Origin of the sequence: Pseudomonas sp. 58 R 12 (genome assembly GCF_900005865.1) — a bacterium.
GTDB classification, from domain to species: domain Bacteria; phylum Pseudomonadota; class Gammaproteobacteria; order Pseudomonadales; family Pseudomonadaceae; genus Aquipseudomonas; species Aquipseudomonas tritici.
The window spans coordinates 560,058-583,047 of the sequence record NZ_CVTP01000016.1; the positions used below are offsets into that span (position 1 = coordinate 560,058).

Annotated in this window: 21 protein-coding genes; 10 read left to right on the forward strand and 11 right to left on the reverse strand. The window is 60.9% G+C overall.

Annotated features, from left to right (window positions below; genetic code table 11):
- Window positions 1–6: 6 nt before the first annotated feature.
- Entirely contained in the window at window positions 7–1,422 is a 1,416-nt protein-coding gene (locus BFP95_RS11930) for an acetyl-CoA carboxylase biotin carboxylase subunit (protein ID WP_049710865.1), read from the reverse strand.
- A 195-nt stretch (window positions 1,423–1,617) separates the two neighbouring features.
- On the opposite strand from BFP95_RS11930, the gene BFP95_RS11935 reads away from it, so the two are divergent.
- Window positions 1,618–2,592, forward strand: a complete 975-nt coding sequence (locus tag BFP95_RS11935; protein ID WP_065875535.1) for a LysR family transcriptional regulator — start codon at window positions 1,618–1,620, stop codon at window positions 2,590–2,592.
- Here the strand turns inward: BFP95_RS11935 and BFP95_RS30030 are convergent.
- The 3 genes from BFP95_RS30030 to BFP95_RS11945 all read right to left on the reverse strand — a co-directional run bounded on the left by BFP95_RS30030 (window position 2,522) and on the right by BFP95_RS11945 (window position 6,782).
- Window positions 2,522–2,719: a PA3496 family putative envelope integrity protein gene (locus tag BFP95_RS30030; protein WP_083224219.1), complete on the reverse strand. Its 198-nt coding sequence runs from the start codon at window positions 2,717–2,719 to the stop codon at window positions 2,522–2,524. The two genes, BFP95_RS11935 and BFP95_RS30030, sit on opposite strands and share 71 nt — an antisense overlap.
- Window positions 2,720–2,880: 161 nt before the next feature.
- Entirely contained in the window at window positions 2,881–3,747 is an 867-nt protein-coding gene (gene hexR / locus BFP95_RS11940; protein ID WP_010168370.1) for a transcriptional regulator HexR, read from the reverse strand.
- A gap of 158 nt (window positions 3,748–3,905) precedes the next feature.
- On the reverse strand, window positions 3,906–6,782 hold the full coding sequence (locus BFP95_RS11945; RefSeq protein WP_065880316.1) for an EAL domain-containing protein: 2,877 nt from the start codon (window positions 6,780–6,782) through the stop codon (window positions 3,906–3,908).
- A gap of 247 nt (window positions 6,783–7,029) precedes the next feature.
- Between BFP95_RS11945 and uvrD the strand changes: the two genes are divergently transcribed.
- The 3 genes from uvrD to BFP95_RS11960 all read left to right on the forward strand — a co-directional run bounded on the left by uvrD (window position 7,030) and on the right by BFP95_RS11960 (window position 10,816).
- Window positions 7,030–9,213: a DNA helicase II gene (gene uvrD, locus BFP95_RS11950; RefSeq protein WP_065875538.1), complete on the forward strand. Its 2,184-nt coding sequence runs from the start codon at window positions 7,030–7,032 to the stop codon at window positions 9,211–9,213.
- A 189-nt stretch (window positions 9,214–9,402) separates the two neighbouring features.
- On the forward strand, window positions 9,403–10,272 hold the full coding sequence (locus tag BFP95_RS11955; protein WP_049710861.1) for a Tim44 domain-containing protein: 870 nt from the start codon (window positions 9,403–9,405) through the stop codon (window positions 10,270–10,272).
- A 136-nt stretch (window positions 10,273–10,408) separates the two neighbouring features.
- On the forward strand, window positions 10,409–10,816 hold the full coding sequence (locus BFP95_RS11960) for an SMI1/KNR4 family protein (RefSeq protein ID WP_017739032.1): 408 nt from the start codon (window positions 10,409–10,411) through the stop codon (window positions 10,814–10,816).
- Window positions 10,817–10,834: 18 nt separating this feature from the next.
- Here the strand turns inward: BFP95_RS11960 and BFP95_RS11965 are convergent, their stop codons facing one another.
- Window positions 10,835–12,598: a cation:proton antiporter gene (locus BFP95_RS11965; protein ID WP_049710860.1), complete on the reverse strand. Its 1,764-nt coding sequence runs from the start codon at window positions 12,596–12,598 to the stop codon at window positions 10,835–10,837.
- 289 nt (window positions 12,599–12,887) lie between these two features.
- Here BFP95_RS11965 and BFP95_RS11970 point away from each other — a divergent pair, with 289 nt between their 5' ends.
- On the forward strand, window positions 12,888–13,373 hold the full coding sequence (locus BFP95_RS11970) for an acyl-CoA thioesterase (RefSeq protein ID WP_003177014.1): 486 nt from the start codon (window positions 12,888–12,890) through the stop codon (window positions 13,371–13,373).
- A 3-nt stretch (window positions 13,374–13,376) separates the two neighbouring features.
- Here BFP95_RS11970 and BFP95_RS11975 read toward each other — a convergent pair whose 3' ends face one another.
- Together BFP95_RS11975 and pdxY are read right to left on the reverse strand one after the other, a co-directional pair.
- Window positions 13,377–14,408, reverse strand: coding sequence for a hypothetical protein (locus tag BFP95_RS11975; protein WP_065880318.1), 1,032 nt, complete (start codon window positions 14,406–14,408; stop codon window positions 13,377–13,379).
- An 82-nt stretch (window positions 14,409–14,490) separates the two neighbouring features.
- Entirely contained in the window at window positions 14,491–15,363 is an 873-nt protein-coding gene (pdxY, locus tag BFP95_RS11980; RefSeq protein WP_049710858.1) for a pyridoxal kinase PdxY, read from the reverse strand.
- 116 nt (window positions 15,364–15,479) lie between these two features.
- Between pdxY and BFP95_RS11985 the strand changes: the two genes are divergently transcribed.
- Window positions 15,480–15,875, forward strand: coding sequence for a DUF3301 domain-containing protein (locus BFP95_RS11985; RefSeq protein WP_015886608.1), 396 nt, complete (start codon window positions 15,480–15,482; stop codon window positions 15,873–15,875).
- On the opposite strand, the gene BFP95_RS11990 is transcribed toward BFP95_RS11985, so the two are convergent.
- The 3 genes from BFP95_RS11990 to zigA are packed head-to-tail and all read right to left on the reverse strand — an operon-like array spanning window position 15,869 to window position 18,727.
- Complete coding sequence (locus BFP95_RS11990) at window positions 15,869–16,831, reverse strand: CobW family GTP-binding protein (protein WP_065910134.1); 963 nt, start codon at window positions 16,829–16,831, stop codon at window positions 15,869–15,871. The two genes, BFP95_RS11985 and BFP95_RS11990, sit on opposite strands and share 7 nt — an antisense overlap.
- A gap of 43 nt (window positions 16,832–16,874) precedes the next feature.
- Window positions 16,875–17,519 (reverse strand): DUF1826 domain-containing protein, encoded by a 645-nt coding sequence (locus tag BFP95_RS11995; protein ID WP_065875542.1) that lies wholly within the window; start codon window positions 17,517–17,519, stop codon window positions 16,875–16,877.
- Window positions 17,519–18,727, reverse strand: coding sequence for a zinc metallochaperone GTPase ZigA (zigA, locus tag BFP95_RS12000; RefSeq protein WP_065875543.1), 1,209 nt, complete (start codon window positions 18,725–18,727; stop codon window positions 17,519–17,521). Before zigA ends, BFP95_RS11995 begins: the two co-directional genes overlap by 1 nt.
- Before the next feature lie 142 nt (window positions 18,728–18,869).
- Between zigA and BFP95_RS12005 the strand changes: the two genes are divergently transcribed.
- Window positions 18,870–19,238 carry a glutamine synthetase gene (locus tag BFP95_RS12005; RefSeq protein ID WP_065910136.1) on the forward strand — a complete coding sequence of 123 codons (369 nt, stop codon included), beginning with the start codon at window positions 18,870–18,872 and terminating at the stop codon, window positions 19,236–19,238.
- Here BFP95_RS12005 and BFP95_RS12010 read toward each other — a convergent pair.
- The gene (locus BFP95_RS12010; RefSeq protein ID WP_065910138.1) at window positions 19,235–20,437 is read right to left on the reverse strand and encodes an N-acetylmuramoyl-L-alanine amidase; all 1,203 of its coding nucleotides are present in this window, start codon (window positions 20,435–20,437) and stop codon (window positions 19,235–19,237) included. The genes BFP95_RS12005 and BFP95_RS12010 overlap by 4 nt on opposite strands.
- Before the next feature lie 127 nt (window positions 20,438–20,564).
- Here BFP95_RS12010 and folE2 point away from each other — a divergent pair, with 127 nt between their 5' ends.
- From folE2 to BFP95_RS12025, 3 genes are read left to right on the forward strand one after another with little or no spacing between them, the layout of a single operon-like run.
- A complete protein-coding gene (folE2, locus tag BFP95_RS12015; RefSeq protein ID WP_065910140.1) occupies window positions 20,565–21,455 on the forward strand; it encodes a GTP cyclohydrolase FolE2 in 891 nt (296 codons plus the stop codon).
- The gene (locus BFP95_RS12020; RefSeq protein WP_065910142.1) at window positions 21,452–22,120 is read left to right on the forward strand and encodes a metal ABC transporter ATP-binding protein; all 669 of its coding nucleotides are present in this window, start codon (window positions 21,452–21,454) and stop codon (window positions 22,118–22,120) included. The genes folE2 and BFP95_RS12020 overlap by 4 nt, the downstream gene beginning before the upstream one ends.
- Window positions 22,120–22,986, forward strand: coding sequence for a metal ABC transporter permease (locus tag BFP95_RS12025; protein WP_065875548.1), 867 nt, complete (start codon window positions 22,120–22,122; stop codon window positions 22,984–22,986). The genes BFP95_RS12020 and BFP95_RS12025 overlap by 1 nt, the downstream gene beginning before the upstream one ends.
- Window positions 22,987–22,990 lie beyond the last annotated feature (4 nt).

Genomic DNA, 22,990 nt, shown 5'->3' on the forward strand with positions numbered 1-22,990 from the left:
TATTCCTCACAGGCCTGCGTGGGCGGCGATGGCGGCAGCGATGGCCAGGGCCAGCTCTTCGGGTTTGCGCTTGATCGAGTAGTTGGTCAGTTCAGGGTGGGCTTCAACGAAGCTGGTATTGAACTGGCCGCTGCGGAATTCCGGGTTGCGCAGGATTTCCTGGTAGTAGGCGGCGGTGGTCTTCACGCCTTGCAGGCGCATGTCGTCCAGGGCACGCAGGCCGCGGTCCATGGCTTCTTCCCAGGTCAACGCCCACACCACCAGTTTCAGGCACATGGAGTCGTAGAACGGTGGGATGGTGTAGCCGGTGTAGATCGCCGTGTCGGTGCGCACGCCAGGACCGCCGGGGGCGTAGTAACGGGTGATCTTGCCGAAGCTTGGGAGGAAGTTGTTCTTCGGGTCTTCGGCGTTGATGCGGAACTGCAACGCGAAACCCCGGTGCTGGATGTCTTCCTGTTTCACCGACAGCGGCAGGCCCGAGGCGATACGGATTTGTTCGCGGACGATGTCGATCCCGGTGATTTCTTCGGTGATGGTGTGTTCCACCTGCACCCGGGTGTTCATCTCCATGAAGTACACCTCGCCCTCGGCGAGCAGGAACTCCACGGTGCCGGCGTTCTCGTAACCCACGGCCTTGGCCGCGCGCACCGACAGGTCGCCGATGTAGGCGCGCTGTTCCGGGGTCAACTGAGGGCTTGGGGCGATTTCGATGAGCTTCTGGTTGCGACGCTGGATCGAGCAATCGCGCTCGAACAGGTGCACCACGTTGCCAAAGCTGTCACCGAGGATCTGCGCTTCGATGTGCTTGGGATTGACGATGCATTTTTCCAGGAACACTTCCGCCGAGCCGAACGCCTTGGTGGCTTCGGAGATGACACGGGGGAAGGCCTGTTCAAGTTCTTCGCGGCTGTTGCAACGACGGATACCACGACCGCCACCACCGGAGGTGGCCTTGAGCATCACCGGGTAACCAATACGGTCGCCTTCAGTCAGGGCTTCGGCGATGTCGGCGACGTTGCCTTCGGTGCCGGGCGTGACCGGTACGCCAGCCTTGATCATGCTGCGGCGCGCTTCGGTCTTGTCGCCCATGCGGCGGATCACTTCAGCGGACGGGCCGATGAATTTGATCCCGCGTTCGGCACAGATATCCGCCAGTTCGGCGTTCTCCGATAGGAAGCCATAGCCGGGATGCAGCGCATCACAACCGGTTTCCACCGCCAGGTTCACCAGCTTGCGCGGGTTCAGGTAACCGGCCAGTGGCTCGGCACCAATGCTGTGGGCTTCGTCGGCACGCTTGACGTGCAACGCATGGCGGTCGGCGTCGGAGTAGACCGCGACCGAGCGAATGCCCATCTCGGCGCAGGCACGCACGATTCGTACGGCAATTTCACCACGGTTGGCGATCAGGATCTTTTTTATCACTTGGAAATTCCCTTGAGCCGATTGCTGCGTTCTTCGACCCACTGAAGCTGGGTCGGCGCGTGACCAAATGTTTCATGACAGTCGCGAGACACACACTAAGCCCGTGGAGGGATTAACAAAAATCAATAATTATTGGGTCACGCATAAGTAAAGACTTATAGTTGTGCCGCCGGCTTGGGATGAGGAGAGCGAAACATGCGTAAGTCATTGATGCGACTGACATTGCGTCAGCTGCAGATCTTTCATGAAGTGTGTGATTTGCGCTCTTACAGCCGCGCCGCCGAGGAAATGTCCCTCACACAGCCCGCCGTGAGCCTACAAATTCGTCAGCTTGAGGAGCTGATCGGCCAGCCGCTGTTCGATTATGTCGGCAAAAAACTCTACATGACCGAGGCCGCTGAAGCGCTGCAACGGGCCAGTCGCGATATCTTCGGACGGCTGGAGAACCTCGATATGCAGCTGTCGGACATGCAGGGCTCGCTGCAGGGCCAACTGAAGCTGGCCGTGGAATCCAGCGCCAAATACTTTGTGCCGCATTTGTTTGCTGCCTTTAAGCGCCAGCACCCTGAGGTGCAGTTGCACCTGACGGTGGTCAACCGTGCCCAGGTGATCCGCCGGCTGTCGGACAACCGCGACGATCTGGTGATCATGTCCATGGTGCCCCAGGACATGGGCCTGGAATTCCTGCCCTTCCTCAACAACCCGATTGTCGCCGTGGCGCCCCTCGACCATCCATTGAGCCTGCAAGGCCCATTGCGCCTGCAAGATCTGGAACCTTACACGCTGCTGCTGCGTGAACCGGGTTCCGGCACGCGGATGGCTTGCGAAGAGTACTTCAAGGAGAAACGCGTGCACTTCACCCAGACGGTGGAGGTAGCCTCGGCCGAGGCGCAGCGCGAATGTGTATGCGCGGGATTGGGCGTGGCCTTGCTGACGCGCCACGCGGTCAACATGGAACTGGCCACCGGCGGGCTCAAGGAGCTGCCGGTGGAAGAGCTGCCGCTGTACCGCAGTTGGTGCCTGGTGCAAGCCAAAGCCAAGCGCCTGTCACCGGTGGCCCATGCGTTCCTGGGCTTTATCCGCAGCGAACGGGTGCAGATCAGCGCACTGGCTGAGCGCTTCGCTGGGCAGCCGCGGGTGCCTGCCAGTGGAGTTCCGGGTAGTCACTGATGCTCTGGAGCAATTGGCGCTCCTCGCAACGGTCTTCGATTGCGCGACGGAACGCCATGCGGCGTTGGTCTTCCTGCTGACGACGGGTCTTTACGGTGCTGTTGCTGTCTTCGTAGGGCCGGGCCATTTGGAGTCTCCCAATGCGAGTGCGGGGAGTACAGGATGGGCGCAGGGGATGACGGTTTAGCGGCGCGGGGGTTACAGGACGATGAATCTTCTAAAGCTGACGCAAATCCACTGTGGGAGCAGGCAAGCCAGCTCCCACATTTGACCGAGTGTGACTTTGAATCAATCGTCGAGGGCTTTGACCGACTTAGGCGACAGGCGAAGGCTACGCAAGCTGCGCTTAACACTCTTGAGGTGGTTGACCAGGCTCGGCCCACGCGCCATGGCCACGCCCATTGCCAACACATCAATCACCACCAAGTGGGCGATACGTGAGGTCAGCGGCGTATAAATCTCAGTGTCTTCATGCACGTCGATTGCCAGGTTGACCGTAGACAGTTCCGCCAACGGCGTCTGGCTCGGGCACAGGGTGATCAGGGTCGCACCGCTTTCACGCACCAGGTTGGCGGTGATCAGCAGGTCTTTGGAGCGGCCTGACTGGGAAATACAGATGGCGACGTCGGTAGGCTTCAAGGTCACCGCCGACATCGCCTGCATATGCGGGTCACTGTAGGCGGCGGCGGTGAGCAGCAGGCGGAAGAATTTGTGTTGGGCGTCAGCGGCCACTGCGCCCGAAGCACCAAAACCGTAGAACTCGACACGCTGGGCCTGGGACATAGCGGTCACGGCCTTTTGCAACTCCACCGGGTCAAGCTTCTCGCGCACTTCCATCAGGGTGTGCAGGGTGGTGTCGAAGATTTTCAGGCTGTAGTCGGCGACGGAATCGTCTTCGTGAATCGCAAATTGCCCGAAGCTGGCACCGGCGGCCAAACTTTGGGCCAGCTTGAGTTTCAAGTCCTGGAACCCGGAGCAACCGATGGCGCGGCAGAAGCGCACGATGGTCGGCTCGCTGATGCCCACGCTGTGGGCCAGGTCAGCCATGGAACTGTGCATCACAGCCGCAGGGTCAAGCAGCACGTGATCGGCAACCTTGAGTTCCGATTTGCGTAACAGGTGGCGCGACTGGGCGATATGTTGCAACAGGTTCAAAGGGCAGGACTCTTGTTATGGGCAGGGCCAAGGATGTAGCAAGCTTGTAGTTATACTACAAGAATTGTCGTTTTGCCCGTCCGAAGCATCACTAAATCGCCCTGCTCCCCTTTGAATCTAAGGGCGGCCAAGTTGTAGCCACAGGGGCGGCCTTGGCGTCACTCAGGAAAATCTGCATTTTTCCGTAACAAATCTGCCAACCCTTCGGCCTGCATCGGCCGGCTGATCAAATAGCCCTGCACTTCGTCACAACGCTCCCCGCGCAGAAAATCCAGCTGCTGTTGATCTTCCACACCTTCGGCCACCACTTTGAGCGCCAACCCGTGGGCCATCGCAATGATTGCCCGGGTGATGGCCGCGTCCTCACGCCCCTGGCCAAGCCCACGGATAAAGCTCTGGTCGATCTTCACGTAGTCCACCGGGATGCGCTTGAGGTAGCTGAGGGACGAATAACCGGTGCCGAAATCATCAATGGCCAACTTCACGCCCAGGTCGCGCAGTTGCTGGAAGGTCGCGATGATGTGTTCAACGCTGTCGAGCAACTGGCTTTCGGTCAGCTCCAGCTCGAGGTATTGCGGGTCCAGCCCGGTTTCTTCAAGCACCTGGCGCACCAGGCTGACCACCTTGCCCTGGCGCAACTGATGCACCGACAGGTTCACCGACACGCGGATCGGCGCCAGACCCTGACGCTGCCATTCACAGGCTTGCCAGCAGGCCTCGCGCAGCACGAATTCACCCAGTGGCACGATCAGGCCGGTTTCTTCGGCCAGGCCGATAAAGTCCCCCGGCGGCACCATGCCCCACTGCGGATGCTCCCAGCGGATCAACGCTTCGGCAGCATTCAGCTTACCGGTGGCCAGGCACAGTTTCGGTTGGTAGAACACCGTGAGCTGGCGCTCCTCGATGGCCTTGCGCAGGTGGTTTTCCAGCTGTAAGCGCTCCAGGGTGCTGGCTTGCAGGCTGTCGGTGTAGAACTGGAAATTATTACCGCCCAGATGCTTGGCGTGCTGCATCGCCATGTTCGATTGGCTGACCAGCGCGGAAATTTCACGCGCATTGTCCGGCAACAGGCTGACACCCATCGAAGCACTCACTACCAGCTCATGCCCGTCCACCGTCACCGGCACGCGCAGCTTGGCCAGCAGTCGTGTGGCGACTCGCGCCAGGCTCGACAGGTTGCCATAAGCGTCGAACAACACGGCGAACTCGTCCCCGGACAGGCGTGCGATGGTGTCGGCCTCGGGCAAGGCGTTGATCAGGCGGCGCGCCATTTTCTGCAGCAATTGGTCGGCGACTTCATGGCCCAAACTGTCATTGAGCAGTTTGAAGCGGTCCAGGTTGATATGCAGCAGCGCCAGGCTGCGCCCGCCCTGACGCACGCGCTGATGAGCCTCGCGCAGCCGTTCGCGGAACAGCGAGCGGTTGGCCAGGCCGGTCAATTCGTCATAGTGGGTGAGGTAGCGCATGCGCTCTTCGGACTCACGCCTGGCCGAGAGATCGGCGAAGAAGCCCACGATATGGCTGACTTTCCCCCGGACATCGCGCACCACGTTCAATTGCAGCCACTGCGGGTACAGCTCGCCGTTCTTGCGCGTTTCCACCAGCTCGCCCTGCCAGGTGCCGTGGCTGAGCAGCGCCTGGCGGATCACCGGGAAGTGGCGGCGGGCATCGCGGCTGCTGGGCAGCTCCACGACATTGCGACCGATCATGTCGTCGGTTTCAAAACCGGTCACACGACTGAATGCCTGGTTGACGGCGACCAGCTTGTAGTCTGGGTCAAGAATCACGATCCCTTCGCTGGCCGCCTCGAACACGGTCGACGCCAAGCGCTGTTGCTCCTCCAGGGCCTTGCCGGCGCTGATATCGCGGCGCGTGCCAAGCATGCGCGTGACCCGCCCGCTGGCCGTGCGCTCCACGGCACGGCCACGGTCTTCGATCCATACCCAGTGCCCATCGCCGTGGCGCACGCGGTATTCCACCTGGTAGTCCTCGCTGCGGCCCTTAAGGTGTTCCACCAGGGCGCGCTTGAGCAGCGGCAGGTCTTCGGGATGCAGGCGCGGCTTGAGATGGCCGAGCATCGCCGTGACGTACTCCGGCTCCAGACCGAACAATTCCTTGAGCTGGGTGTGGTGGACTTCGTCGGTTTGCAGGTTCCAGTCCCACAGGCCAAGTTCACTGGCTTGCAGGGCCATGGCCAGGCGCGCTTCGCTTTTATTCAGGGCCAGGCTGGCGGCGTCCAGCTCCTGGCTACGTTGCGCCACGCGGTCCTGCAGGCCGATTTGCGCGTCACGCAGCTCCTGCTCGACCTGGCGGCGCTGTTCGACTTCGCGCACCAAGTCCTGATTGAGTTGTTCGCTGCGCTGCTGCGCCTGTTGCAGGTGCTCGATCAGCGCCTGGTTCTGAAAGCGTCGCAGCAGCCCGCGCTGGATCAGGCGATTGACCTGCCACGCCACCAGGCTCAAGGACGCCAGCAGGATCAGGCCCAGTACACCCCAACCGCGCTGCCGCGGGTCGCCGCTCCAGAACAGGTAGATGATCGCCGGCACCAGGCACGGCAAGGCGAATGACAAAAACGCCGGCAGGCTCACGGCATAGGCCACGCTGGCCGACAGCGTCGCGGCACCGATCAGGCCGAACACCCAGGCCTGCTGCATAAAGCTGTCCGCCGGCACCAGCGCGATGGCGGCGGTGGCCAGGGTCAGGCCGCTGACCGCCGAACCGAGCATGAACATGCGCCGCCATACCGGCTGGGCCTGGCGGCTGGGCATGGCTGAATCAAACGCCGCCACCTGGATCACGCGCATGGCCACCAGGGCCAGCAGCCAGACCAGCCAGATGCTGTCCAACAGGTATTGCTTGGGGTTCCAGAGCAGCCAGGCGCAGACCAGGCCATTGACCAACATCAACAGGGTCGGCAGCAGCGAGCCCTGATACAGCAGGCGTGTGCGCTCGACCGCCATCTCCGTGGCGTAGTGTTTGCGAAGAACCTGCGCAGGCGCCGCCGAGGGGCCAAACAGGTCGGTGCTGAGGGTCATAGGCAGTGTTCTTATAATGGTGAGCCCGAAACGTCGACGGAGCATACACAAGCAAACGCTTGGGCCAAACTGCTCTACGTCATAAAAACGGCACGGTCATGCGCCGCAAACTTCGGGGCCAGACGGCTTGAGCGAGGCGCTGCGCGGGCTGTGGCCATTGACCAACCGGTCATCACCCTGATTGTTTTCCGTCGACCACCCGGCATTGGTATTTGCCCCACTTCCCCGTGGGCCATAGAATGCGCCGATGCGCGATGATCTCTCTCTTTTGCTTAACTCCCTCAACGATGCCCAACGCCAGGCCGTAGCAGCCCCCGTTGGCCGTCAGTTGGTCCTGGCCGGTGCTGGCTCCGGTAAAACCCGAGTGCTGGTGCACCGTATCGCCTGGTTGATCCAGGTCGAGAACGCGTCCCCGCATTCCATCCTGTCGGTGACCTTCACCAACAAGGCCGCTGCCGAGATGCGCCACCGCATCGAGCAGTTGATGGGCATCAGCCCGGCCGGCATGTGGGTAGGCACCTTCCACGGCCTGGCGCACCGCCTGTTGCGCGCGCACTGGCAGGAAGCGGGCCTGGCCCAGACCTTCCAGATCCTCGACAGCGATGACCAGCAACGCTTGGTCAAACGGGTGATTCGCGAACTGGGCCTCGACGAACAGCGTTGGCCGGCGCGCCAGGCGCAATGGTTTATCAACGGCCAGAAAGACGAAGGCCTGCGCCCGCAACATATCCAGGCCAGCGGCGACTTGTTCCTGGCCACCATGCGCAGCATTTATGAAGCCTACGAGGCCGCCTGCGCGCGCGCCGGGGTCATCGACTTCTCCGAGCTGCTGCTGCGCGCCCTCGACCTGTGGCGCGACAACCCAGGCTTGCTGGCCCATTACCAGAAACGCTTCCGACACATTCTGGTGGACGAGTTCCAGGACACCAACGCCGTGCAGTACGCCTGGTTGCGCCTGCTGGCCAAAGGCGGCGACAGCCTGATGGTGGTGGGCGACGACGACCAGTCGATCTACGGCTGGCGTGGCGCGAAAATCGAAAACATCTACCAGTACTCCGAAGACTTCCCGGACGCGGTCACTATCCGCCTGGAGCAGAACTACCGCTCCACCGCCGGGATTCTCAAGGCCGCCAACGCCCTGATCGCCAACAATACCGGGCGGCTGGGCAAGGAGCTGTGGACCGACGGCGGCGAAGGCGAAGCGATCAACCTCTACGCCGCGTTCAACGAGCACGATGAAGCGCGCTATGTGGTGGAAACCATCGAAAGCGCGCTGAAAACTGGGCTGGCGCGCAGCGACATCGCGATTCTTTACCGTTCCAACGCCCAATCGCGGGTATTGGAAGAAGCCTTGCTGCGCGAGCGCATCCCGTACCGCATCTATGGCGGCCAGCGCTTCTTCGAGCGCGCCGAAATCAAGAACGCCATGGCCTACCTGCGTTTGCTGGAAGGCCGTGGCAACGATGCGGCGCTGGAGCGCGTCATCAATATCCCGGCGCGGGGCATCGGCGAGAAAACCGTCGAGGCGATTCGCGAGCACGCTCGCCATGCAGATGTGTCGATGTGGGAAGCCATGCGCTTGCTGATCGCCAATAAAGGCCTGACCGGCCGCGCGGCGGGCGCACTGGGCGTGTTCGTCGAGCTGATCGAGAACCTGTCGGCCAAATGCGCGGAAATGCCGCTGCACCTGATGACTCAGACCGTGATCGAACAGTCCGGCCTGATCGCCTACCACGAAGCGGAAAAAGGCGAGAAAGGCCAGGCCCGGGTAGAAAACCTTGAGGAACTGGTGAGCGCCGCGCGTGCGTTCGAAAACACCGAGGAAGACGAGGAGCTGACCCCGCTCGCCGCATTCCTCGGGCATGCGTCGCTGGAAGCCGGCGACACCCAGGCCGATGAGCATGAAGACAGCATCCAGCTGATGACCTTGCACAGCGCCAAGGGCCTGGAATTCCCGTATGTGTTCCTGGTCGGCATGGAAGAAGGCCTGTTCCCCCACAAGATGAGCCTGGAAGAGCCCGGCCGTCTTGAGGAAGAGCGTCGCCTGGCCTACGTCGGCATCACCCGCGCCATGCAGAACCTGGTGATGACCTACGCTGAAACCCGACGCCTGTATGGCAGCGAGACCTACAACAAGGTGTCACGCTTCGTACGTGAGGTGCCGAAGGGTCTGATTCAGGAAGTGCGCCTCTCCAACAGCGTCAGCCGCCCGTTCGGCGGAGGCCAGCAGCAAAGCGCCAGCAGCCTGTTCGCCGGCTCCGAAATTCCGGAAACCCAGTTCAGCCTTGGCCAGCAGGTCAGGCATTCGGTGTTCGGCGAAGGCGTGATCCTCAACTTCGAAGGCGCGGGTGCCCAGGCGCGGGTGCAGGTGAACTTCGCCGAAGGCAGCAAGTGGCTGATGATGGGTTACGCGAAGCTCGAAGCCATTTGAAACATTTGCCTACATGAAGGTGAGTGGCCCGCCCTTGTTTTTAACAAGCGCGGGCCAATATCTGTAATAAGTCCTACAGACTATTCTGAATCAGTCCTACGCAAAAGCCCGAAACATTATGTCGCTAGCCACTGTCACTACACCTGTGCAACATGGCGCGCGTGCAATCCACAAATGGGAATTCCCTTTATGAAACGTTTTCTTAGCATCGCCATGGCGTTGTGCATCGGCCTGACGATGAGCATCGACGCCAACGCCAAGCGCTTCGGTGGCGGCAAAAGTTCGGGGGCAGCACCGACTCACCAGACCAGCCAAATGGCTCCATCCGCCGGTGCCGGCGGTGCTGCGGCTACCGCAGGCGCAGCCGGTGCTGCGGGCGCTGCTGCCAAGGCTGGCGGTGCTTCGCGCTGGTTAGGCCCTCTGGCCGGTATCGCCGCCGGTGGCCTGCTCGCGTCCATGTTCATGGGCGGCGGCTTCGAGGGCATGCAGATTTTCGACATGTTGATCCTGGCGGTCATCGCCTTTGTGATCTTCCGCTTTATCGCCGCCCGTCGCCGCAAGCAGCAGGAGCACCTGGCTCCAGCCGGCGCGCCGATGCAGCGTGAAGTGTTCGAGCAAAAACCAGCCATGGGTTCGATCTTCGGTGGTTCGGCAGCACCTGCTGCAGCCCGCCCGGTGATCAACGCACCGGCCTGGTTCAACGAAGAACGTTTCGTCGAAGCGGCCCGCAGCCACTTCCAGTCCCTGCAGCAGCACTGGGACGCCAACGAAATGGACAAGATCGCCGAGTTCGTCACCCCGCAACTGCTGGAGTTCCTCAAGCGCGAACGTGCCGACCTGGGCGACGCTTTCCAGTCGACCTACATCGAAGACCTGCGCGTACAGCTGGACGGTGTGGATGATCGCGCCGACAAGACCATCGCCACCCTGACGTTCAGCGGTGTGTCGAAGACCTCGCGCTTCGACCAGGGTGAAGTGTTCAGCGAAAGCTGGAACATGGAACGCCCACAAGGCGACAACCAGCCATGGCTGGTCGCCGGTATCCGTCAGAACGGCTGATCCCTGCACGCTTGAGCACGCAGTCACAAAAAACCCCGGACCTGTCCGGGGTTTTCTATTTCACGGTTGCACTTATAGCGAGCTACTGTATAAAACGCCCCTATAAACCGCGCCATCTAGCAAGAGGATCCCGGCCGTGGAAGAAATCATCGAACAATTGCGTGAAGCCAACGAACCGGTCCCGGTTCCCCTTGAACTGCCTGATGAAGACCAATTGGTGGAAATCGAGGAACAACTGTTCATCGACATCCCGTTTGTCTTCCGTGAATTCCTGCTGACCGTCAGCGACGTGGTGTACGGCAGCCTGGAGCCGGTGACTGTCACCGACCCACAGTCCCACACCTACCTGCCGGACGTGGCGGCAAACGCCTGGGATGCCGGCGTTGATCGCAGCATGATCCCGATCTGCCAGGACGGTGACGACTATTACTGCGTCGAGGAAGACGGCACCGTGGTGCTGTGGTCCGGCGAAGAAGAGCTTGTTACCGAAGAAACCTGGGAATCGGTGTGGCACTGGGCGCGGGACGTCTGGCTGGAAAGCTGAGTCCACACCCAGGCCGGGTCAGTGCTCTGGCGTATCTTTGTGATTATCCAGCGTCTCCAGCAAAGCGACCTGCATCCGCGTATGCACGCGGATGAACCATCGCCAGAGCACGGCCGCCACCGCTGCCGTGACCACGGCGATCAGCACCAGCAACTTGTTGGTCGGCAGAATACTGGCCGACAAGGCTGCCAATAGCAGGAAAATCACCAGCAGCGAGAGGATTGGGATCAGCTCCGCAATCACCCGCCGCACGCGCTGGGTATGCCGCCCGGCCATTTCCGGCTTTACGCTCATCTCCGCCAGCAGCATCGACAGCGCCTTGAGCTTGCGGTACGCCGCGATCAGGAATGGCAGCGACAGCAACAATGCCCCGCCCCAGATCAACGCCTTCTGCCAGCTTGGATCACTGATCCAACCCTCCAGATACCCACCGATACGCGCCGCAAAAAAACTGCCGGTAAAGAAGATCGCCACCACCAGCGCGAGGTTCACCCCCACCTGCAGGATGATCTTGCGGATCATCGACGCCAGCATCGCGCCCTCGCCCTGTGGCTGAATGCTGCGCAGCCATTCGCCATACATGCCGAACACCCGGCTCATGCGCTTGGGCATGACCGCCGCGATCTTCAATGACAACGGGTCGGCACCGCGAATCAGGTACGGCGTGAGCAACGTGGTAATCGCCGAAACTGCCACCGCCACGGGATAGAGGAAGTCGCTGGTCACCTGCAACGTCATCCCCAGCGCCGCGATGATGAAGGAAAACTCGCCAATCTGTGACAGCCCCATCCCTACGCGCAGTGAGGTACGGCCGTCATTGCCGGCGATAAACGCCCCCAGGCCGCAAGACAACATCTTGCCCAGCACCACGGCGACGGTGATCACCGCAATCGGCCAGGCGTATTGCAGCAGGATCTGCGGGTCGATCATCAAGCCTATCGCCACAAAGAAGATGGCGCTGAACATGTCACGAACCGGCTCGATCAAGCGCTCGATCTTAACCAACTGACGGGATTCGGCCATGATCGCGCCGATCAGGAATGCGCCCAGCACCATGCTGTATTCCAGCTTGACCACCAGCAAGCAGAACCCGAAACACAGGCCCAGTACGGTGATCAACAGCATTTCATTGCTGTCGAACTTGGCCACGTAGGCCAGTAAACGCGGGACCAGCAAAATGCCGATAACCAACGCAACGATCATGAACAGCGAGAGCTTGCCGACGGTCGAAAACACCTCGCCGGAGCTGACCGTCCCGCTGACGGCGATGCTCGACAGCAAGGCGATGATGCCGATACCGAGGATGTCTTCCACGATCAGCACGCCAAAAATCAGCTGGGCGAAGCGCTGGTTTTTCATCTTCAGGTCATTGAGCGCCTTGACGATGATAGTGGTGGAGGAAATCGCCAGGATCGCGCCGAGGAACAGCGAATCCATGGTATTCCAGTCGAACCACTGGCCGATTTCGTAGCCGATCCAGATCATCAGGATGATCTCCAGGAAAGCCGCGATAAACGCCGTGGCGCCCACCTTGAACAGCTTGCGCAGGCTGAACTCCAGGCCCAGGCAGAACATCAGGAAGATCACCCCCAGCTCAGCGAGGGTCTTGATGGTGTCTTCGTCGTGGATCAGGCCGAACGGCGGGGTGTGGGGGCCGATAATGAAGCCGGCGACGATGTAGCCCAGCACCACCGGCTGTTTGAGGCGGTGAAACAGGATGGTGACAACCCCTGCCACCAGCATGATCACGGCCAAATCCTGAATAAAGCTGATGGCGTGCATGGCGAGGGGCTCCTTGAGGGTACTGGCGCTTTTCCCACTTCCGCACGCCGTTGAACGGTCGCAGAGAGCGGAAGGAAAAGTCGGCCTTAATCGTAAGAAATGCCCTGAGATGGACTTTTGAAGGTTAACACCGCGACTTCCGGCAGAAAGCCGGTGCAATATATGGAAACAGATCGGTAGAAGCGTGACGGCAAGCCGCCCACCGGCGTCCCGTTAGGGATGGCGCTGCAAAGATTCCAGCACCCGCAGAGGTGCCCCCCAACCAATGCCTACAACCCGTGAGTGTGCTATGGAACCCGGAAACGCCCAGCTGTCGATGACGGTATTGATGACCCCTGACATGGCCAACTTCTCAGGCAATGTCCACGGCGGTACCCTGCTCAAATACCTCGACGAAGTCGCCTACGCCTGTGCGAGCCGTTATGCCGGCCGCTATGTCGTCACGCTGTCGGTAGACCAGGTGATTTTCCGCGAGCCGATCCATGTCGGTGAACTGGTGACGTTCCTCGCGTCGGTCAACTACACCGGCAACACCTCGATGGAGGTGGGCATCAAGGTGGTAACCGAGAACATCCGCGAGCGCTCGGTGCGCCATACCAACAGCTGCTTCTTCACCATGGTGGCCGTGGACGACCAGCGCAAACCGGCCGCCGTACCGCCGCTGCAACCGCATAACAGCGAAGACAAGCGCCGGTTCGTGCAAGCCCAGCAGCGCCGCCAGATCCGCCAGGAGCTGGAAAAGCGCTACCAGGAAATCAAGGCAGACGCGCTGTAGGCATCAGTAGTGCCAGCACTTGTCGAAGTGCGCGCACACATCAAAGCGCTGATCCAACTGCCCCATGCGCGCCAGGTGATGGTTGAGCACTTCAATCATCACTGACTTGCGAGTGTTGGTGTAATAGGCCGTCATCACCTTGTCGTTCGCCGCCACAAGATCGCGCGTAGCGTTGTCCGTCGGGTTCAGCCATTGCTCCAACACGGCGTCCTCGGTGACGCTTAGTCGATAGCGAAAAACCTCTACATAGAGGCCCATCGTCCGCGCCTCTTGCGCCGCCGCCTCTTCATTCAGCAGTGTGAAATTCTGCCGATATTGAGTCCAGTAGGCTTCTGGCAACGTGAACGAGCCCATTGCCGCCTTACGCTTGGCAATCTGCGCTTCAAGCGACGTGGGTGTCGACGGCGGCTCGACGGGTGTGTCCGGGTTCATCATCTTGAACAACTGCACGTTGGTGTCGACGATGGTGTTGATCAGCGCAGCGCGCTTGGGCGTTTCCGGAATCTGCTTGGGGAACATCGGCGTGCTGCCGGCGCACGCTTGCAGCGGGGTTTCGATCATCGGCTGCGGAATGCGCTCGTCTTTACCGTTGAAGCGTTGCAGGCGTTGGAAGGTCGTGATGCAACTGCCCCCCGCCACGTCGAACGTCACTTCATATTCCTTGCCCGCTTCCGGTGTGAAGCTGATCGCCTTGGCACACACATAGCCGCCGCCATTGGTGTTGATGCGCATGAATAGCGGCTTGCCAGGCGCCAGCTTCACTTCCAGCAGGCCACGGGCTTTTTCCGGCGGCGGCACGATCATGCCAACCCGACGCTTGGTGTCGGTCATCAGGGAGTTGTTGAGCATGCCGGTGGTGCGGCCTGCGCAGTGCTGCGCGTCGAAGAAGTCGAGCGTGGAATTTTGGGTATTGGAGACGAATCGCAACTTGGCGGCATCGGGTTCGGTGGCGTCCGGGTAGCTACCGTTGATGCTGCAAGCGCTGAGCAGCGAAACCAGGCTTAGCGCGGAAAAAGCCCGTAGGAAATGCGACATGGTTCTTCCTTGAAAAGCACAGGGGACAAAGAGGCGCCTGATAGTACCGGACGCCCTTTGCCTGGCTCAATCAGGAATGTTCCTACAGGCCGATGGCGGTGGCTTCAAAACGCACCCGAGGATGGGCGATGCGATCCTGGGCGCGCACCAGCTCCAGCTCGTAACTGGCGCAAGCCTGGGTCTCCAGCAGCACTTCATGCACCGCTGCGGCGGTGAACTCAAAGGCGGCCAGCAGGCTATCGCCCAACAACACGCGCGCCAGGAACAGCCCCGAGGTCAAATCGCCAACGCCCACTGGCTGACGCGGAAACGCCAGCAGCGGTCGGCGCAGGTGCCAGCTGCCTTCGGCGGTCACCAGCAGCATCTCGAAACCATCCGGCAGCTTACCGGGGTAATCCAAATGCTTGACCAATACTGCCTTCGGCCCGCGCGCCAGCAACGCTTTGGCCATGGCCAGGCAATCGAACAACGATTGCGGCTTGCGCCCGGCAAAGCTGTCCAGCTCCAACTGGTTGGGGCACAGGAAGTCAGCCATGGCCGCGGCTTCGTCCAGCAGGAAATCGCTGACTTCCTGGGGCACGATGCAGCCTTTCTCCGGATGGCCCATCACCGGGTCGCACAAATACAGGGCTTTGGGGTTGAGGGCCTTGATGCGCGCCACGCCGGTGAGGATCGCCCGGCCCTGGTCCGCGCTGCCGAGGTAGCCGGACAGCACGGCGTCGCAGTTGCCCAGCTCGCCGATCGCGGCAATGCCTTCCACCAGCGCCGGAATCTGCTGCGGCGCCAACACTTCGCCCGCCCACTGGCCATACTGCGTATGGTTAGAGAACTGCACTGTGTTCAATGGCCAGACGTTCACCCCAACCCGCTGCATGGGGAACACGGCGGCGCTGTTTCCGGCGTGGCCAAAGACCACATGAGACTGGATCGCAAGCAGATGAGGTGTGCGTTTCATGCAGGGGATTCCGTCAAGCCGTTGAAATTCTGGGCGCGCAGTATGCGACTAAACACGGCCTATACGACAGACCGGCGACACAGTTAAGCTGCTCTCACTTTGTTGGAGTTCATCGCATGCTGACCCTGGGAAACATCTTCGTGTTGATGCTGCTGGCGACCGGCGCCGCCTGGGTGTGGCACAACCACGGCTTGCGCGAACGGGCGCTGGAGCGGGTCAAGCAGCATTGCGCCAAGCTCGACATCGAACTATTGGACGGCGCGGTGGCGCTCAAGCGCATCGGTTTTGTGAAGGATGCCAACGGTCGACGGCGCCTGGCACGTATCTACAATTTCGAATTCACCGTAACCGGGGAAACCCGCCATCCTGGGACGATTACCCAATTTGGTGCCCACAGTGCACAGATCGAACTGGCACCCTACCCGTTCGAGATCAAGACGCCGCTGCCCAGTGCCGAGGTGATCGAATTGAGCCAGTGGCGCCAAGACCACGGCACCAAGAACCGTCAGTGACGGCAGGCCGCCAATGCAGCCTGCAACGCGGCCAAGTCTTGTGGCTCGCTGAAAATCAACTCGATCCGCGAATCACGACGCCACTCACTGGGTTGCCAGGCGAGCGGGCTGTTATCCACAGCGTTGGCGGAAACCCAACCTTCTGTGCTGTGGATAACCAGCTTGGCGCGACGCCATTCAAGGTGTGTGAGCCATTGATACAGCCGCTGCGCATCGAATTGCTGGCTCGGGTGCCAGCGCCAGCCAACACTCCAGCCGCCCTCTTGGGCTTGGCTGAGGCAGATCGGTAACGTGGGATCGCTCCAGATGGCCGGGATTTGCGCGAGGCCTTTTTGCACTGCGAAGTTATCCACAGCGCGGCTCGCGTGTTCGTGCAGGCCTGGCAACTGCTCAAGAGGCAGCTGGGCCTGGCGCGTCCAGTAAAGCGGACATTCCGGTAACAATTGCTCAATCGCCTGGCGCTGTGCGGCGTCCAGCGCTTCATCCTTGTTCAATACCAGCAGTCCTGCATGGGCCAGCGCTTCCTGTTGCGCTGTCGGTAAGGGTTTGCCTGCCGCCAGGGCCTGCGCATCCAACACCATCACGCAAGGCTGAACGGCCAGCACCTCCTGCCACGGCGCTGCGCGCAGTTGCTTGAGCAATTGCGCCGGATGGCCCAGGCCCGACGGTTCGATAAACAGCCGATCAGGCTTGGCCTTGCGCAACAAGCGACCAAGTCCTACCTGAAACGGGGCTCCATTCACACAGCACAGACAGCCTCCGGCGACTTCGCCCAGGGCAATGCCGTCGTCATCCTGAGTGAGCAAGGCGGCGTCCAGGCCGATCTGCCCGAACTCATTGATCAGCACGGCCCAACGCTCGTGTGCCGGACGCTGGGCGAGCAGGTGCTTGATGAGGCTGGTCTTGCCGGCGCCCAGGGGCCCGGCAATCACGTGGGTAGGAATGTTCTGCAGCATGAGGGGCATCGTTCGGACCGTGTAGAGCGTTGATCCTACGCGGTTATGCGAGCCAATCCAGTGTCAGGATCAAGCGGCGTTCATCGGCTTTGAGGGCTGGCGAGCGGTGAATCAAACCGTGGCCTTCGTTGCCATGCCATTTGGTGCCCTTGAGCAGGGCGACTTCGCCGCAGTGGATCTGTTCGATACGCTCGCTGGGCTCCGCGTCCGGTTGGCTCAGCTGGCGACGCTCCATCACGCCTTCGCGCAACCACTGGCTGCCGATGCCGGCATAGGTGGTGATCAGCCGCACCGGCACATGATCGACGTGAAAACGCGGGCACATGGCCTTGTCCAACAGTCGCAGCCGCACACCAATGCGCTTGGCACCCAGTAAGCAGGCAAACGCGCTGACCAGCCACGATACATCGGCGACAAAGCCTTCATAGCCTTCAAGATCGCGGCAACTGGACGCCAAGCCCTGCAAGTTGGGCAGGGCGTCTTCGTTGTTGAGCTCGATGACCATGGAATCGGCCAGCGGCTCATTGAGCGCCACCAGCAAGGCGCCGAACTCAGCGATGTGCAGCGGCAATTGGCGCTGCCACAACGCTAGGTTCACGCCGTCTTCGAGAATGTCAGAGAGCGCCAGCGGCGTTTCACCAAAGACCTGGCGAATCACGGGCCGCAGGGGAGTCACCGGGGCCAGCATCAGGCGGCTGCCTCTTCATACCAAGGGCCAAAGGGATCGGCCAGCAGGCGCCAACCTTCGACGCCCAGGGCCATTTCTTCATCGTTGAGCAGGCAGGCGTCCAACTCGACGCGCATCAAGGCGAAATCAATGTTCTGCCCGATAAACACCAGTTCCTGGCGACAATCGCCGGTGCTCAGTTGCCAGTTACCCATGATCGCCGCGACGCTTTCTTCGTCCTGCGGCCACTGGCTTTTCGGCACAAAGCGCCACCAGCGGCCGGCAAAACCATGGCGCATCAAGCCGCCGGCCTGGGACCAACTGCCTGCATCCTGGTGCTTGCTGGCCAGCCAGAAAAAGCCCTTGGAGCGCAGCAGTTTGCCGTTAACCCAGGGTCGGTCGATAAAGTCGAAAAAACGCTGCGGATGAAAGGGGCGGCGGGCACGGTAGGCGGTGGACGCGATGCCGTACTCTTCGGTTTCCGGCACATGTTCACCGCGCAGTTCCTGCAACCAGCCGGGGGCTTGGGCGGCGCGTTCAAAGTCGAAACGCCCAGTGTTGAGGATCTTGTGCAAAGGCACTTCGCCCATGACCATCGGGATGATTTCCGCCTGGGCATTAAGACGCTCGAGGATCGCTATCAACTCTTCGCGTTCGCGGCTGCTGATCAGGTCGATCTTGCTGATGAGGATCACGTCGGCGAATTCGATCTGCTCGATCAGCAGGTCGGTGATGGAGCGTTCGTCTTCTTCACCGAGGGTTTCGCCGCGTGAGGCCAGGCTTTCGGCAGCCTGGTAGTCGAGCAGGAAGTTCATCCCGTCGACCACGGTAACCATGGTGTCCAGGCGCGCGATGTCGGTCAGGCTTTGTTCGTTTTCATCACGAAAAGTGAAGGTTTCGGCCACGGGCAACGGTTCGGAGATGCCGGTGGATTCGATTAGCAGGTAATCGAACCGACCTTCCTTGGCGAGTTTTCCGACTTCTTCCAGCAAATCTTCCCGCAAGGTGCAGCAGATGCAGCCGTTGCTCATTTCCACCAGCTTTTCTTCGGCGCGGTTGAGCGTGACGTCGCGCTGGACTTCGCTGCCGTCGATGTTGATTTCGCTCATGTCGTTGACGATCACCGCCACCCGCAGGTTCTCACGGTTGCGAAGGACGTAGTTGAGCAGCGTGCTTTTACCGGCGCCGAGAAAGCCGGACAACACAGTAACGGGGAGACGATTGGGCATCAGGACATTCTCATCAGGCCGCCCGGTCAAGCCAGGCTGTATTTTTATGTTATAGTATAACAATACAAATAAGCCAATCCTGTCTTGCTTGCCACGACGAAGGGCGCAATGCTTGAACACTTTCCCACCCGTGAGAAACCCGATGAAATACTTGGTGTGCGCCCGGTTATTGGTGGCGGCAGGAACTGCCTGCGCCCAAGCGCCGAGCCTGCTGGCCAACTGCACGCGCAGCGCCAACCTGCTGGCCTGCGTCGACCCATTGGGTAACGCCTACAGCGTAGCGACAGTCGGCAGCACCACGTACTTGCGCGGGTACGAGGTAATCGGCAAACGCTATTGGGCACAGACCAACAGCCGATACGGGCAACTGACGTTCTTTACCGGGTTGGCATCGGACGGTGAGGCATGGGTCGGCTACACGCGGCGCGTGGGCTGGACCACCCTCAACCGGTTTTCCAGTTCGGGCGGCGCCAGCGCCAAATTCACCTGCAGCCGCATGACCGGCTGTTAGACCTGACCGTTCTTCTGCTCCTGCACCCACGCCATGTAGCTGTTCATCGGTGGGTTCTTCTGGAAATACTTTTTCAGGCCTTCAAACAGACCATCCGCAACCGCCTGTTGATGGCGCGCGGTAACCAGGCGCGCGCTGTCCCTTGCATTGGAAATAAACCCGGTCTCTACCAGGATCGACGGCACGTCCGGTGACTTGAGCACCGCAAACCCAGCTTGTTCCACGCGCTTCTGATGCAGGCTGGTGATGCCTTCCAATCTGCCCAAAATCGAACTGCCCAGCTGCAAGCTGGAGGCGATGGTGGCGTTCATCGACATGTCCAGAATCACCCCGGCCAGCATCGGGTCCTTGTCCTTCAGATTGAGCAGACTGGTAGCCCCGAGCAAATCGGCGCCGTTCTCCCGTTGCGCCATGAATCGCGCCGTGGCTGAAGTGGCGCCGCCCTCGGACAAGGCATACACCGAAGCGCCCGATGCGGTGATGCGTGGCGCGGCATCCGCATGCACTGAGATGAACATATCGGCATTGTGCTTGTGGGCGATTTCCACGCGCTTGCGCAGCGGTACGAAGAAGTCGTCGTTGCGCACCAGCTTCACGTCAAAGCCCTTTTCGCGCTTCAAGCGTTTGGCCAACAACTGGGCAATGGACAGCACCACGTCTTTCTCGCGCTGGCCTTTGGAGCCGACGGCGCCTGGGTCCTTGCCACCGTGGCCGGGGTCGACCACCACGATGATGTCGCGCTTGGGGTGCGCCTTATCCACTAACGGCGCAGGTTCGGCGGCGATTTGTCGAGGCGCCTGGGTGGCGCTGGTCAGGTCCAGTACCAGGCGATGACCCTGGCCGTCCTGGGGCGGCAATAGAAAGCTGTTGAGCTGCATCGGCGCCGCCAGGTCCAGCACGATGCGCGTATCGCCTTTGCCGAAATGCCCGGAGCGGATTGAGGTGATCCCGCTGTTCTTCAACGCCAACTGAGTGAAATCACCACTGAGCCCGGCGCCGCTCAGGTCGATGATCAAACGCTCCGGTGCGCTCAGGGTAAACGTCTTGTATTGCACCGGGCCGCTGAGGTCGAACACCAGCCGCAGCTTGTCGTCCGAGCGCCACAAGCGGGCGTTGCGTATCTGCGTGGCGTGGGCCGCAAACGGCAGCGTGAAAAGAGGGCTGGCCAAGAGCAGGTTCAGGAGCTGACGTCTGTGCATACGGATACCGCAAATGAAGGAGCGTCCCTACTCGACATGACTGAAAAAAGGTTGGAGCAGAAAAATCATCGTCGACTCGATAGTTATAATATAACATGTCTTTTTATTTCCAACGATGGACCTGCTCATGAATGCGCTGACTCTGCCGGATATCGCCGCGCAGGCTTCACGCCAAGCCTTGCCACTCGATTGGGTGGGCATGTGCGGCATCGCGTTGCCGATCCTGATCAACGGCCAGAACCTGACGGCCACCGCCGACGCTGGCGTGAGCCTGGACGATGGCAACGCCCGTGGCATTCATATGTCACGCCTGTACCTGGCGCTGGAGATGCTCGACCAGCAGTCTCTTACGCCTGCACATCTGCGTAATGTACTGCAGCGTTTTCTCGACAGTCATGAAGGTTTATCTAAGAACGCCTACCTGCGTATCCACACCGATTTGCTGCTGAAACGCGCCGCCCTAGTCAGCCCCTTGGCTGGGTGGAAGCGCTACCCGATCAGCATCGAAGCGCGTCTCGAAAACCAGATGTTCCACGTGGAACTAAAAATTGACGTTACTTATTCCTCGACGTGCCCGTGCTCCGCTGCCCTCGCCAGGCAGTTGATTCAGCAGCAGTTTCTCGAAGATTTCGCCAACACTCCGTTGCGGCACGACGACGTGTTGACCTGGCTCGGCAGCGCCAACGGCATCGTCGCCACGCCCCACAGCCAGCGCAGCAATGCGCAATTGCATGTTCAGCTGCAAGGCGAGCAATTACCTATTACAGAGTTGATCGATAAGGTCGAAGCCGCCCTCGGCACCGCCGTACAAACCGCTGTAAAACGTGCGGACGAACAAGCCTTCGCCCTGGCCAATGGGCAGAACCTGATGTTCTGCGAAGACGCCGCCCGCCGCCTCAACCTCGCCTTGAAACGCTCGGATGCCGTCAAAGCCTTCCACCTGAAAGTGATCCACGCCGAAAGCCTGCACGCGCACGATGCCGTGGCTGAAAGCCGCTGGACGAGAAACCCTGCATGATCACCTGCACCGCTTTGCGCTGGGGCGCCCCCGGCCAACCACTGACACCCGCCATAAACCTCACCCTGGAAAAAGGCAGCCTGACCGGCATCATCGGAGCCAACGGCACCGGTAAAAGCAGCCTGCTCAAGGTTATCGCCGGCCTGCAAAAACCTCTGGCGGGCAAAGTCAGCGTGGACGTTCCACGCCGTGGCGGCCTGTCGTTCCTGCCCCAACAGCAACAGCTCGACCGCCAGTTCCCCATCAGCCTTCAAGAATTGGTCGCCGCCGGTTTCTGGGGCACTCAACTCTCCCCACAACAACGCAGCCAGCGCCTAGAGGCGGTATTGCAAGACTGGTGCCTCAGCGGCCTGGAGCACCGCCCGCTGATGGCCTTGTCCGGTGGCGAATTGCAGCGCGCCCTGCTCGCCCGTATGAGCCTGGCCGAAGCGCCCGTGTTGCTGCTCGACGAGCCTCACGCCGCCCTCGACGAAGAAGGCCAGGCACTGTGCTGGAAACACATCCACGCCTGGCACGCGCAAGGCCGCACGCTGATCGTCGTCTGCCATGACCTTGCATCCGTGCGCCAGCACACCCAGCAAGTGGTGCACATCAAAAGCACCGGCTGCGTGTTTGGTCCGAGCAAAGAGCTGATCCGCCCGAAGCCTCAGATGCAGGTGGCCTGATGCATTTCGCCGCCCACCTGTGGATGCCATTCGTTGATTTCGTGTTCATGCGTCGCGCCTTGATTGGCGGCCTGGTGCTCGCCTGCAGCACCGCACCGTTGGGCGTGTTTTTGATCCTGCGGCGCATGAGCCTGATCGGTGACGCCGTCGCCCACGGCATTCTGCCCGGCGCCGCGCTTGGGTTCTGGTTTGCCGGCCTCAGCCTGCCCGCCTTGACCATCGGTGGCCTCGGCGCGGGCCTTAGCATGGCTGGACTGTCCGCTTGGATCACCCGCCGCACCGGCCTGCGCGAAGACGCCAGCCTCGCCGCCCTCTACCCCATCTCGCTCGCCGCCGGCGTGCTGATCCTCGGCATCGCCGGCAAGCGCCTGGACCTGCTGCACCTGCTGTTCGGCTCCGCCTTGGCCGTGGACCAAACCACCCTCACTGGCATGCTCTGGGTCACAGGTTTCAGCGTGAGCGTCATGGCTGTGATCTACAAGCCGCTGCTGCTGGACACCCTCGACCCGCTGTTCCTGCAAACCGTCAGCCGCCTCGGCCCACTGGCCCACGGGCTGTTCCTGACCCTGGTGGTGCTGAACCTGGTGATCGGCTTCCAGGCCATCGGCGCCTTGATGGTGGTGGGCCTGATGATGTTGCCGGCCATCGCTTCACGTTTCTGGAGCCGGCGCTTGCCGGTGTTGATCGCAGTATCGGCAGTGCTGGGATGCGTGTCGGTGTGGCTGGGTTTGTTGCTGTCGTTCTACTACTCGTTGCCCAGCGGCCCGGCCATCGTGCTGGTGGCGGGTGCCGGGTATCTGCTGTCCGTGGTTTTCGGTCCGGTGCACGGCTTGCTGCGCCGCCCGCCTTTGCTGTCATCCCAATGAGGTG

Bases quoted from the DNA above. Each gene is read 5' to 3' on its own strand.
- BFP95_RS11965 (WP_049710860.1), bottom strand. From the start codon at position 12,598: ATGCACGCCATCAGCTTTATTCAGGATTTGGCCGTGATCATGCTGGTG.
- BFP95_RS11990 (WP_065910134.1), bottom strand. From the start codon at position 16,831: ATGCTGCAGAACATTCCTACCCACGTGATTGCCGGGCCCCTGGGCGCC.
- BFP95_RS12010 (WP_065910138.1), bottom strand. From the start codon at position 20,437: ATGCACAGACGTCAGCTCCTGAACCTGCTCTTGGCCAGCCCTCTTTTC.
- zigA (WP_065875543.1), bottom strand. From the start codon at position 18,727: ATGCCCAATCGTCTCCCCGTTACTGTGTTGTCCGGCTTTCTCGGCGCC.
- BFP95_RS30030 (WP_083224219.1), bottom strand. From the start codon at position 2,719: ATGGCCCGGCCCTACGAAGACAGCAACAGCACCGTAAAGACCCGTCGT.
- BFP95_RS11975 (WP_065880318.1), bottom strand. From the start codon at position 14,408: ATGTCGCATTTCCTACGGGCTTTTTCCGCGCTAAGCCTGGTTTCGCTG.
- BFP95_RS11995 (WP_065875542.1), bottom strand. From the start codon at position 17,519: ATGCTGGCCCCGGTGACTCCCCTGCGGCCCGTGATTCGCCAGGTCTTT.
- BFP95_RS11985 (WP_015886608.1), top strand. From the start codon at position 15,480: ATGCTGACCCTGGGAAACATCTTCGTGTTGATGCTGCTGGCGACCGGC.
- BFP95_RS12025 (WP_065875548.1), top strand. From the start codon at position 22,120: ATGCATTTCGCCGCCCACCTGTGGATGCCATTCGTTGATTTCGTGTTC.
- pdxY (WP_049710858.1), bottom strand. From the start codon at position 15,363: ATGAAACGCACACCTCATCTGCTTGCGATCCAGTCTCATGTGGTCTTT.
- uvrD (WP_065875538.1), top strand. From the start codon at position 7,030: ATGCGCGATGATCTCTCTCTTTTGCTTAACTCCCTCAACGATGCCCAA.
- BFP95_RS12005 (WP_065910136.1), top strand. From the start codon at position 18,870: ATGAAATACTTGGTGTGCGCCCGGTTATTGGTGGCGGCAGGAACTGCC.
- BFP95_RS11955 (WP_049710861.1), top strand. From the start codon at position 9,403: ATGAAACGTTTTCTTAGCATCGCCATGGCGTTGTGCATCGGCCTGACG.
- BFP95_RS11945 (WP_065880316.1), bottom strand. From the start codon at position 6,782: ATGACCCTCAGCACCGACCTGTTTGGCCCCTCGGCGGCGCCTGCGCAG.
- BFP95_RS12020 (WP_065910142.1), top strand. From the start codon at position 21,452: ATGATCACCTGCACCGCTTTGCGCTGGGGCGCCCCCGGCCAACCACTG.
- BFP95_RS11935 (WP_065875535.1), top strand. From the start codon at position 1,618: ATGCGTAAGTCATTGATGCGACTGACATTGCGTCAGCTGCAGATCTTT.
- BFP95_RS11970 (WP_003177014.1), top strand. From the start codon at position 12,888: ATGGAACCCGGAAACGCCCAGCTGTCGATGACGGTATTGATGACCCCT.
- folE2 (WP_065910140.1), top strand. From the start codon at position 20,565: ATGAATGCGCTGACTCTGCCGGATATCGCCGCGCAGGCTTCACGCCAA.